12 protein-coding genes are annotated in these 11,996 nt (G+C 42.2%); 9 read left to right on the plus strand and 3 right to left on the minus strand.

The genetic code is table 11. The annotated features are described in order from the left end of the window. Window positions 1-93: 93 nt before the first annotated feature. On the plus strand, window positions 94-963 hold the full coding sequence (locus ACROAE_RS14895; protein WP_432403108.1) for an AraC family transcriptional regulator: 870 nt from the start codon (window positions 94-96) through the stop codon (window positions 961-963). 140 nt (window positions 964-1,103) lie between these two features. Next, a complete protein-coding gene (locus ACROAE_RS14900; RefSeq protein ID WP_432403110.1) occupies window positions 1,104-2,024 on the plus strand; it encodes a nuclear transport factor 2 family protein in 921 nt (306 codons plus the stop codon). 80 nt (window positions 2,025-2,104) lie between these two features. Here the strand turns inward: ACROAE_RS14900 and ACROAE_RS14905 are convergent, their stop codons facing one another. After that, window positions 2,105-2,986, minus strand: coding sequence for a LysR family transcriptional regulator (locus ACROAE_RS14905; RefSeq protein ID WP_432403112.1), 882 nt, complete (start codon window positions 2,984-2,986; stop codon window positions 2,105-2,107). A gap of 85 nt (window positions 2,987-3,071) precedes the next feature. Here ACROAE_RS14905 and ACROAE_RS14910 point away from each other — a divergent pair, with 85 nt between their 5' ends. From ACROAE_RS14910 to ACROAE_RS14940, 7 genes are all read left to right on the plus strand, one after another. Continuing rightward, on the plus strand, window positions 3,072-3,524 hold the full coding sequence (locus tag ACROAE_RS14910) for a PACE efflux transporter (RefSeq protein WP_432403114.1): 453 nt from the start codon (window positions 3,072-3,074) through the stop codon (window positions 3,522-3,524). A gap of 216 nt (window positions 3,525-3,740) precedes the next feature. Next, window positions 3,741-4,142, plus strand: coding sequence for a hypothetical protein (locus tag ACROAE_RS14915; RefSeq protein ID WP_432403235.1), 402 nt, complete (start codon window positions 3,741-3,743; stop codon window positions 4,140-4,142). 723 nt (window positions 4,143-4,865) lie between these two features. Next, window positions 4,866-5,891: a flavin reductase family protein gene (locus ACROAE_RS14920; protein WP_432403116.1), complete on the plus strand. Its 1,026-nt coding sequence runs from the start codon at window positions 4,866-4,868 to the stop codon at window positions 5,889-5,891. A 4-nt stretch (window positions 5,892-5,895) separates the two neighbouring features. Beyond that, on the plus strand, window positions 5,896-6,951 hold the full coding sequence (locus tag ACROAE_RS14925) for a fatty acid desaturase family protein (protein WP_432403118.1): 1,056 nt from the start codon (window positions 5,896-5,898) through the stop codon (window positions 6,949-6,951). Between the two features lie 131 nt (window positions 6,952-7,082). Next, window positions 7,083-7,532: a DUF2127 domain-containing protein gene (locus ACROAE_RS14930; protein ID WP_432403120.1), complete on the plus strand. Its 450-nt coding sequence runs from the start codon at window positions 7,083-7,085 to the stop codon at window positions 7,530-7,532. A 229-nt stretch (window positions 7,533-7,761) separates the two neighbouring features. Further along, entirely contained in the window at window positions 7,762-8,232 is a 471-nt protein-coding gene (locus ACROAE_RS14935; protein WP_160052375.1) for a Dps family protein, read from the plus strand. Window positions 8,233-8,618: 386 nt separating this feature from the next. Further along, a complete protein-coding gene (locus tag ACROAE_RS14940) occupies window positions 8,619-9,392 on the plus strand; it encodes a fumarylacetoacetate hydrolase family protein (RefSeq protein WP_432403123.1) in 774 nt (257 codons plus the stop codon). 44 nt (window positions 9,393-9,436) lie between these two features. Here the strand turns inward: ACROAE_RS14940 and ACROAE_RS14945 are convergent, their stop codons facing one another. Further along, window positions 9,437-10,024, minus strand: coding sequence for a TetR/AcrR family transcriptional regulator (locus tag ACROAE_RS14945; RefSeq protein WP_432403126.1), 588 nt, complete (start codon window positions 10,022-10,024; stop codon window positions 9,437-9,439). Between the two features lie 186 nt (window positions 10,025-10,210). Beyond that, the gene (locus tag ACROAE_RS14950) at window positions 10,211-11,617 is read right to left on the minus strand and encodes an alanine/glycine:cation symporter family protein (RefSeq protein ID WP_432403128.1); all 1,407 of its coding nucleotides are present in this window, start codon (window positions 11,615-11,617) and stop codon (window positions 10,211-10,213) included. Window positions 11,618-11,996: the final 379 nt, after the last annotated feature.

Below are 11,996 nucleotides of genomic sequence, written 5' to 3' on the forward strand. Positions count from 1 at the left end.
TAATGCAGATTGGTATTAATTGCTTGATAATGATTTAATTATCACTTTGGTTACATTTACTCGCCCAATCACTTAATAACATTCGAGCATGACATGACTATCCCTAATATTGGCTTCAACCATGAAAAAACCAAGCAAGCTGAATTAGAGATTATTGAACTGTCTAATTTGTATTGTCGACCTAACATGGAACACGACCCTCAAGCACCTCATCGCGTGTCATTTTTTATGTTGATCTACATTAAACAAGGTGAGGGCAAGCATTATGTGGACTTTACCGGTTATGACTTTAAGGCCGGTTCATTAATCTTTGTGCAACCAGATCAGGTGCATAGTTTCGATTTTTCGCATCAGCCTCAAGGTAAAGTATTACTGTTTACCCAAGCCTTTTTAGATAAAGTACATGCCAATATGCGGCTACCTAATTACACCCCAACACATTTAAATCAACAACATAATCCGCTATTGCAACTCGACAATGTTAACCACGCCCGCACTGAAACGTTAATTAACGAAATACTCACCGAAAGCACAATAGAACCGTCTGAGCCGTTAATTGTCATGTATTTATTTTCAGCGCTCGCCTTGTTATTACACCGCTTACGTCCCGCGTTAAGCCACGATAACTTGTCAACAGACCAAAGCCTTAAGTTATCGAAATTCTTTAGTTCAATGCAACAACATGCTCATAAAGTACGAGATGCTAATTGGTTTGCGGGGCAAATACACACCACCTATAAAACCCTCAATAACATTTGTAAATTAGCAACGGGCTTAACCGCAAAACAGATGATCGATGCTTATACGATAATCGAGATTAAACGGCGCTTGGTGGTGAGCAATGCAACGACGCAACAGTTGGCTAATGATTTTGGTTTTGACGATACCAGTAATTTTGTGAAGTACTTTAAAAACCAAACACAATTAACCCCAAGCCAATTTAGTAAACTCAATACACATTAATTGATAACCGTTAATAAAGAGTTGAATAAGTCGTGGTGAACGATACGGTTCGACTTTGACCATTTTTGTGCTCATTTACACTCTACTGGGCTATTTTGTTGCGCGATACAATGTCCTCATTGAAACCAGAGGGCTTACCCATGAATACCATTACTAACAAAATCATCGCAGTTAACAGCACATCAGCAGCGCGTAAATCAATCGTCAGTGCACTTGTTACCAGTGCACTATTGGGTGGAGCCTTAATGTCTGGCAACAGCGTTGCGGCAACCGAAAAATCACAAGCTGAAATGAGCTACAAGCAACAGGTTGTTGAGTTAGTGAACAGTATTGAAACGGGCAACCCAGCGCCAATTGGCTATATCAACCCTAACAAATACATTCAACATAACTTAGCCGTTGCCGACGGTTTAGCCGGTTTTGGTGCGGTAATGCAGCAGTTACCTAAAGGCAGCGCAAAAGCTCAGGTTAAGCGTGCATTCCAAGACGGTAATTATGTAGTTACGCACACGGAATATAACTTCTTTGGCCCTAAAGCCGGCTTTGATATTTTCCGCTTTGAAGACGGTAAAATTGTTGAACATTGGGATAACCTGCAAACCATCGCCGCTGCAAACCCAAGTGGTCACAGCCAGTTTGACGGTGCAACTACAGTGACCGACTTAGACAAAACCGAGCAAAATAAAACCTTAGTGGCCGATTTTGTAAACACCATTTTGATCAAAGGTGATATGGCAAAAATAGGTCAATTTATTGGTAGTGAAGATACTGATTATATTCAGCATAACCCGAATATTGGCGACGGTTTAAGTGGCCTAGGCAAAGCCTTAGGTGAGCTCGCTAAAATGGACATGCCAATGGTGGTAAAAACGAACCATAAAATATTGGGCCAAGGTAACTTTGTGTTATCGATTAGCGAAGGCACATTCATGCAGCAACATGTGTCATTTTATGACTTGTTCCGTGTGCAAGAAGGTAAAATTGTAGAACATTGGGACACCATTGAAACCATTCCTGCTCAGGCTGATTGGAAAAACAGTAATGGTAAATTTGGTTTTTAATCGCCAATGAGTTGTGTACTACATTTTATAAAACACAGGCCGCTTATCGCGGCCTGTGTTTTTTTACGTATGCACACTTTTTATGGCGTCAGTAATTGCCTTAACGAATGCCTAAATTGCTTAAACATCGGCTCCAGGCTATAGCGATGATGCTGAATGACATCAACATTGGCATGCCAACCCATATCTTTAAACTCACTGGGTAATAACACCAATCGGCCACTGTTAACGTACTCATTGGCGATATGGTTGGGTAATAAACACCAGCCATTGCCCTGTAATGTCAGTTCAAGTAACACATAATAGTTATCGGCATACCAAATGTCTGGGCTTAAGGCGAGCTGAAAGTCACTGGATTTGTTATTACGCGAGCGCATTAGCAATTGCCTATGCAGCTTAAGGTTGGCCAGATTATTGACTTGTTGTTGAGCTAGCGGGTGAGTGCCCGCAACATAAATATCAAACTTAATTGAACCAATGGATTCATAATCAATGTGAGAGGGGATCGACAGCTCACTAAAAATAATCCCGGTGACGGCTCTATCTGTGTCAATCAAGTCGACAATATCAATGCTAGATGCGGTAAAAAATTCCAGTGTGGTATTGGGGAAGTCAATTTCTAACTGATTAACCATACTAGAGAGTTTTTGGAAGGGTATGCCTTCATCTAAGCCGATGGTGAGCTCGGAAATAAAAGGTTTATCAAGATGTTGAGCGCAAGAACGTAAGCGTTGATGCTGCGCTAATAACACTTGCGCATGTGATAACAACGTATGTCCCGCCTGGGTAAGTTGTGGGTAACGGCCGCTGCGGTCAAATAGCGCAGCATTGCAGTCTATCTCAAGGTTGATGACATGTTGGCTTACCACAGATTGCGCTTTATTGAGTGAACGCGCCGCCGATGAAAAAGAACCCGTTTTAGCCGTTGCAACAAACGCCTCGAGTTGATCAATGCTATACATATCGCTTTTCCAGATAGTATCTAACTATTAAGTATCCTTATATTGGATGAGAATAAGGCAAACGTCACCAATAATTGAGTTTATTATGCAAACAAAAGAGAGAATATTCCACGCGGTGTCTTTTGAGATATTGGCTGCAGCCATCATAGTCCCTGTGAGTGCCATGCTCATGGAGAAAAGCACCATCGATATGTTGGTGGTGAGTATCGGCATATCGTTATGCGCAGTCACTTGGAATTATATTTATAATATTTGGTTCGATAAATTATTAGGCAGTGACAGAGTGACGCGTAATTTATCCACTCGTATTGTCCATGCAATGTGTTTTGAAGGCGGCTTGCTAGTGGTAACCCTTCCAGTGGTTTCGTGGTATTTAAGTTTAAACCTAGTTGATACCTTAATGCTTGAAGGCGGCGTGTTGGTGTTTTTCTTTGTTTATACCGGCGTATTCAATTGGCTTTATGATAATTATCAACCTTATCAGCGCTGGTTTGGTAAAACGTCTATCCGTCGTAACCTGACAGAGCCAAATCGTTAAGGTGTTTGAGTATTGCTAAGCTTTTATTCGGCCGTCACGCTTTGATTGAGTGTTTATGAAAGGTTCGGTTCTATCACTGTTACGATGACTGTGGCATCATTACTGATATTATTACGCCGTCATGTCGCTAGAATTAGCCAGTCGATATTGCCATTAAGAAGGACCCAAAGCGTGAAATATTACCATCAGTTTCGGGTCGGCTCGGTATTTGTCTGGATATCATTTGCCTACATATCTCTATTTGCTTATTCAGTCTGTGCAGATACATTGGCGCCCTTTACCAGTGATGGCTGCAGCTCGTTTCCTAATGGGACCTTTGAGCAAAGTGAATTATGGTTGGCATGTTGTCAAAAACACGACTTTGATTATTGGAAAGGCGGCACATTTGATGACCGCTTAGCATCAGATAAAGCGTTACGTGTTTGCGTCGCTAATGTTGGCCAACCGCAGATTGCGTTATTGATGTTAGCTGGCGTACGAGTGGGTGGTTCGCCTTACTTGCCGACTCAATTTCGTTGGGGTTATGGCTGGCCGTATCCAAGGGATTACGGTGCATTAACGCCAGATGAGGATCAGCAAGTCGAGTTGTTGATCGCCCCGTTAGTGGAGCCAAAATAAACTCAGTTATGTTAACGTCAATTTCATCACATTAAGCTCAAAGCTATACGCTCAAAGCTATCAGTTAATCTATATCCTTAATACTTAACACTCCACGACGAACTTTACATCGTGAGTATAGACACTTGTCGATGTGCTATTAGCCGTTTCAGTTGCATCCTCTCACATCAAAGAACATGCTTATCTGTCAACTCCTGACATAGATCAACAGCACTTTTAACAACACTCATAACAGCATTCATAACAGTATTCATAACAGCACTTCTAAAAACATCTTTAACGATACCATCCAAGCTACTTTTCCACGTTGCAGGCGTTTATTTAATCGATAATGTTTGATTAAGCTTACGCGTGAACATGTTTTATCCGATAGCTCTGGTGATTTACACAGTCTGTATCATGGATGGTAACCCCATCACCCAGCAGGTTTTGCTATAAAGTAATAGCCATCTTCTTAGCGTTTTACTGTTAAGTTATTGTATTGTATATAATTTTTTGTGTTGGCGATTAATTTTGATCATCAACTCATACACAATCAATGACTAAGTTGGTGCATTTGTTTATCATCATGACTTGCACAGCTAATGTTGTTCAGCATACAATCGTGCGCTGAAATTAAGCTAACACCTGTACGCTAAAATGAATGTATTATCTCGACTGAACAATATCACTGCGAAAACCTTATTTCACACAGATTCGATAGGCAGTTATTTTGAGCCTATTATGCAACGTATTAAACCCGCTTGGCGCACTCATTGGTTTCGGGCAAAAGTGTTGGGGCATGAGTTGCTTGGTGCCGATGTTTTGCAGTTAGACTTGTCTCCAGAAAAAGCCTGGCCGCAAGCGAAAGCTGGCCAACATGTGTTACTGACGGTAGAAATTAATGGCCGTTTAATGACCCGACCTTTTTCAATATCGTCAGCGCCCGAACAATCTCATAGCCAATACCTAAAAAAGCGTGTGATTCGTTTAACCATTAAAACGAATGCTGATGGAGCTTTTACGGCAACATTGTTGGCGAACATTGCCACGGGTGGATATGTCAATTTAAGCGCGCCACAAGGTGAGTTTATATTAAGTGAGAGTGTCCTTACTCAACCGTCAACACCATTGTGGTTTGTGGCGGCAGGCAGTGGCATTACGCCCTTTATGGCTATGTTCAACCAGCTGGCGTTACTACCACAACAACCAAAAAATCCCATTCAATTGGTTTACTTTGCCAAGGCCGGTGAGCATTTGTATGTCGATGAACTCATGGCATTGCAGCAGCAATTAAGCCAGTTTCAAGTGCAATTACTTATTCGTAAAAATGGTCACAACTTAACTGACGCACTGAGTACCTGCAACGTGCAAAGCCAGGTGTTGATATGCGGTCCAAGCCAGTTTAAGGATGATGTTGATCGGCAGTTAGATGTAATGAAACACCCTAAAGCGCAGCGCCAGGCAGAGTGTTTTCAGGCGCCAACGTTTGCGCAAACCGCAGCAGGCGAGCAACACGTCCATTTAAGCCAACGTGGGCAAACTTCTCAGCTTGTGTTAGCAGCAAAAGACACCTTGCTCAGTGGCTTAGAGCAACAAGGCATTAGTGCTAATTTTGGCTGCCGCATCGGTGTATGCCATCAATGCCAGTGTGTTAAAAAATCGGGTGTTGTCAGAAATCTGCGTACGGGCGAATTATCGCAGCCGGGCGAGCAATTAATTCAATTATGTATTTCTCAGGCGGTAACGCCGCTTGAGCTGGAGCTGTAGTTCGATGAATAAAAATATTAATTTTGAGCAGTTAGCCACTGAGCTTGATGAGTTAAAGCGTCAAACACTTGCTCAAGTTGGCGCAAGCGACGCAGCTTATATCCGCAAGGTTATTGTATGGCAACGGTCGTTAGAGTGGGGCGGTCGTGCATTATTAATGCTGGGTTTTCTGCATCCCGTATGGTGGATTATTGGTGTATTGAGTTTAGCCAGCGCTAAAATTCTCGATAACATGGAAATTGGTCACAACGTGTTACACGGTCAATATGATTGGATGAACGATCCTCATATTAACTCGCGCCAGTTTGACTGGGATATAGCCTGCGACGGTAAAAGTTGGCAGCGTATTCATAACTATGAACATCACACTTATACCAATGTGATTGGTAAAGATCGTGATTTTGGTTATGGCTTACTGCGCTTGTCGAATGACTTTACATGGCGGCTTAAAAACCTGTGGCAATTTATCACTTACATATATTTAAGTGTGTTATTTCAATGGGGGGTGTCATATCACGAGCTTGCCGCTGAGCGTGTGTTTATGGGCAAAAAGAAACAAGGTAGGGCATCTAAAGTTGATGCGACGGAGCTCAAGCGTCGTTTCTTTAGTAAAGGCGGTAAGCAACTAGTAAAAGATTATGTGGTATTTCCATTGCTTGCTGGGCCGCTATTTCTGTGGGTGTTGGTGGGAAATTTAATCGCTAACTTACTGCGCAACCTGTGGACTTCAACCATTATTTTTTGTGGCCATTTCACTTCCGATGTTCACACCTTTAGCCAGGCTGAGTGTGAAAATGAAACGCAAGGGCAATGGTATTATCGCCAGGTATTAGGCTCGTCGAACATCAAAGGTGGTAAGCTGTTTCACATTTTAACGGGCCACTTAAGTTTTCAAATTGAACATCATTTGTTTCCTGATTTACCGTCGTCACGTTACCAGCAAGTTGCGCCCCAAGTGCAGGCGATACTTTCCCGTCACGGTATTGCGTATCACACCGGGCCTTTTTTACGTCAATATAGCCAAGTGGTTAAGCGTATAGTGCGATACTCGTTCCCTTGAAGCGTGTTAGGCCTCTTGTTTGGGTTAAAGATTAAGTATTAGAGATTAGTCAATAAGCATGTGATTTGACGTGCTTATTGGTCGTCATGTTTGATAACATCGCAGAAATTGTTTGATTAACAAGATATCCCATGGCACATACAGATAACGGTGTAAGAGCGGTCGCAGTACTTGAGGCCAGTAAAGGTTTATTAGCATTGCTCGTCGCCATTGGCTTACATGCCTATGCGGGGCAAAATCTATCGTTACTCGCCATTGATCTGGTGACCCATTTACATTTAAATCCTGCCAGTCATTACCCCAGTATTTTTATTGCCGCTATCGGTTCTATCTCACAAACGAGCTTAACATTAATGGCGTTAGGGGCTGCAGCTTATACTTTAGTGCGGTTTATCGAAGCCTACGGTTTGTGGCATAACTTGCGCTGGACCCAATGGTTTGCATTAGTCAGTGGGGCCATTTACCTTCCTTTTGAGCTGTACGAAATGGTTCATCACTTTAGTTTACTCAGTGTCATTGTGTTGCTCATTAATCTTGCGATAGTGCTGTATATGTTTCGGGTATTGTTTGCTCGAGTGTGATTACCGAAGATTTTACGTATTGGTCTGAAATGTTGCGCTGAGGTTAAATAGATTAAAAATTATAAATCTAATAGTTTTTATGATTTAAAATGATCTAATATCAATTGCATAGAGTATAAATAAACTCAGATTTCAACAATACTGCGTCAAAGCAGAGCAAGATCAATATTACCAAAGTAATAGACGTTGTATTGTTATAGTGATTCATTCATCAACATAAGGAGTTAACATGACAGACATCGATATTGGTATCAACAAAGATGACCGCCTTAAAATTGCTGAGGGTTTAAAGAGCTTATTAGCTGATTCATATACACTTTACTTGCAGACCCATAACTTCCATTGGAATGTCACCGGAATTCATTTCCGTGAGTTACATTTAATGTTTGAAGAGCATTACACAGAGCTTGCAGTCGCCGTCGATGATATCGCAGAGCGCATTCGGACACTTGACGTCGCAGCGCCAGGCACATACAAAGAATTTGCTCGTTTAAGCTCGATCAAAGAAGTCGAAGGTGTACCTTCTTCAGCAGATATGGTTGATTTACTGACAAAAGGCCATGAACAAGTGGTTAAAACTTCACGCGCAGTGCTTAAATTAGCCCAAGCCGCTGATGATGAGTCAACGTCAGCGTTAGTGTCTGACCGTATGCGTATACATGAAAAAACCGCATGGATGTTACGCGCAACCCGCAAGTAAGCGTGCTTTAACAACATATATCGTTATAAACCGCTGGCTTTAGCCAGCGGTTTTATACCATTACGCGTTAGTAAATGCTCTCTCAGCGAGAATTTAAAAGGGCTTAAACAAGACGTATGACTGAATGAATAGTTGTTCTCTTTCGAAGTCATGCAACGCAGTGTAAGCCCTTTTAAAACTCGCCTGAAAGGAATGCCCCAGCCGCTTTTTGCTCTGCGTTCTCGTTATTTGGAAGGGAACACCCATTACTACATAGCACACCTTAATCAAAAACCGCTGGACGCATTCTGAGTGGTCACTTATTAATGCGGAATGGTATTATTTGCTGCTAGAAAAAGCCAACCAAACCCGTTAATGTATGTTTTTTATTTTATGATGATGCTACCGTGACCGAAAATACACTGCTTACTGAACTTGCTAAACACTTATTTGCACAACGAAATCACGCTAATCCTAACGCCGATTTTGACGCTTTTACTGCACAAAATATTGACCAGGCCATCATAGTGCAACAAAAAATGGCTGCATTAAATGGTCATATTGCCGGCTGGAAATGCCTTGTTCCGCAAGCAAACGATCAACTTATTGTGGCGCCGATTTTACAAGCGGCTGAACATGGCCAGCAGTGTGGCATTATCCCAACGATAAAAGATGAGACGGCTTTAGCACTTATTGAGCCAGAAATAGCCTTTATATTAGGCAAAGATATTGAGCCTTATCAACACTACACTGATGATGAGATTGACAGTGCTATTAGCGCGACTCACATGGCCTTAGAGTTAATTCAAAATCGTTTTAGCCGCGACAGTCAACCAAGCTATTTGCAAAAATTGGCTGACGGTTTAAGTAACCAGGGGGTGTATATTGGCCCTGAAATACCTAAGTCGGTTGCTTATCAAGCAAGCCATGTTGATGTTGTGGTAACGGCAAATAATCACCAGCAGGCATTTAACGGTAAGCATCCGTGTGAACTGCCGCAATTACCTGTGTATTGGATGATTAACTACTTAGCACAAAAGGGCATAAAACTCAGTGCAGGACAGGCGATCATTACCGGTTCCTATTGCGGAGTGGTAAAAGTGCCGATGGCGACAGAAGTCAGTATTGAATATAAAGACATTGGCCAATTTAGCGTCAGCTTTGTTGATGCATTAGCGTAAATCTGCTGCGGATTTAGACAAAAAAAGCGCCTTAGGCGCTTTTTTTATTTGGATTCTAATTGAGTAAAAAACTCTTCAAGTTCTTGGTTAACCGTGTCGGTATCGCCAGTGGCTTTTAAGTACGAACGTAAGCCAATAATGTGTACCTGGAGTTTTTTAGCTATTTTGTGTTTATCAAGTTGTGCGGGCAAATCACCTTGTTGTTGTGCTTGTTCCACAATATTAGCGAACCGATGTTCAACCTGAGTGAGAAGATCCTTTGCGATATCTAGGGTTTCTTGATGTGATTCATCAAGTTCAGCAAGTGTGCGCATTACCATGCACAATTCACTTGGCACTTGTGCACAGCAAGGTACTATCAGGCTGCGAAGATACTGTTTCAATCCAACCCAGGCGCGATCATCTTGAGCTAATTGCTCATTAAGAGCCTGCGTTGAAGTTTCAGCATAATGTATTAACGTTTGATTAAATAAATCAGCCTTGCTACCAAATGCGGCATAAATGCTGCCTGGTCGCATATCCATAATGGTTTGGATTTCTCGCGTAGAAGTGGCCAAAAAACCTTTTTGCCAAAACAGATTCTTTGCTTTTTCAAGTACATCTTCGCGATCAAATTTAGAAATATTAGCCATGAGCCCCTCTTTAGTTACTCTCATTTTACGATATACCAAGGAGGTAAGGCCAGTTTATTGCATTAATTTTTAATCACGAATGGTTATAGCCCATGTCTATTTGACTCTACATAACGCTAAAAAAACGCAAAGTAGTGCTTTTGCTCTACTGTGCGTTATTAACAAGGGAGAGTTAGCTATATAGGATTACGACCACACACCGTCTTCAGTTTTACCTTGGATTTTTACATCAGCCAGTTTGAACTCTGGTTTGTTAGTGGTTTTAAGCTTAACTTGATAGTCGCGGGTTAAATTTACGATGGTTGGCGTTAACAGCATCAATGCACTGATATTCACCACCGTCATTAAGCCCAGTGCCATGTCGGCCATGTTCCACACTTCTTTTAAGCTGGCGTTTGCGCCCCAATACACCATGCCTAAATACAACAGGGTGTAACCGGTACGGCCATAAATATTATCCAGCTTAAACAGGTGTAAATTACTTTCGGCATAGGCGTAATTGGCCACCACAGAAGTAAAAGAGAATAGGGTGATAATAATGGCCACAAACATATCGCCGCTGATGCCCATGTGGTGCGTCATGGCATTTTGAGTAATACGAATGCCCTCCATTTCGCTGCCGATATTACCTTGCGCCAGTAAAATCACAATCGCGGTACAGCTACACAACACCATAGTGTCGATAAACACCCCCAGCATTTGCACGTAACCTTGCGCAACCGGATGGTTAGGCACAGGCGTCGCACCTGCCGCCGCATGCGGAACGCTACCGGCACCGGCTTCGTTTGAATATAAACCACGCTGAATACCATTTTTTATCGCCGCGCCTAATGCGCCAGCGCCAGCTTCGGTTAAGCCAAAGGCCGAGTTAAAGATATCCATTAGCACAGCGGGTACTTGCTGAATATTGATTAAGGTCACCGATACTGCAGCCAAAATAAAGGCGAGCCCCATAAACGGCACAATTAATTCTGCAAAGCGGGCGATACTGCGCAGGCCGCCCATCACAATAATGCCGGCAATAAAAGTGATAACAGCACCTGAATACACACTAGAAATCTCGAAGGTGTGATTAAGGGCATCAGTAATCGTGTTTGCTTGCATAGCACTAAAGCTAATGCCGTAACCTAAAAATAAGCACAGGGCGAACAATATCGCTAGCCAGGGTTTATTAAGCCCCGCTTGAATATAATAAGCCGGTCCACCACGGTATTCTTTATGATCGTCACGGACTTTATACAGCTGGCCTAAGATACTTTCGGCAAACCCGGTCGCCATACCCAGTAGCGCAATCACCCACATCCAAAATACAGCGCCGCTTCCGCCCAAGGATATTGCCATGGCAACGCCAGCTAAATTCCCGGTACCTACCCGGGCAGATAAGCCGGTACATAAGGCTTGATAAGAACTGATCCCAGATTTATCGCCCTGGGTACTGCCTTTCATGACTTTAAACATGTAAACAAAGTGGCGCAGTTGAATAAACCGTAACTTCAATGAAAACCACACTCCTGCAAATACTAATATGTAGATCAGTACTTGGTATTCGCCCCATAAAACATTATTAGCGAACGACACAATTTCATTAATCATTGAACAAATCCCTTGGTTTATCTCATTTTTTGAGTTTTTTATTAGCCGTCTTAAGCAGCCTGACGTTTATATCGTCAGTCCATGAACTCAAAAGTGGGTAAGCATTTTTTATCGGCAACCGCTTAATAAATAGACTGAAATAGAATTGAGTCAAACAGCTCGATAGAATGGTTATGCAATTAAAGTACATTAATAACACTAAAGGCTTTGAATTTGAAGCGGCGTTAACAACATATCGATAAAAAGTCACTTAGCGGTTTATTTCACGGTAGGCTTGTGGGGAGGCGACAATATCGATTGGTTTTTTCGGGTGATATTTACGCAATTGATAAGTGTCGTTAGGTTGATTATTGTTTGCTGTGAGATTATAGGGTTGCGT

This window comes from Shewanella sp. MF05960 (assembly GCF_050849305.1).
Taxonomy (GTDB): domain Bacteria; phylum Pseudomonadota; class Gammaproteobacteria; order Enterobacterales; family Shewanellaceae; genus Shewanella.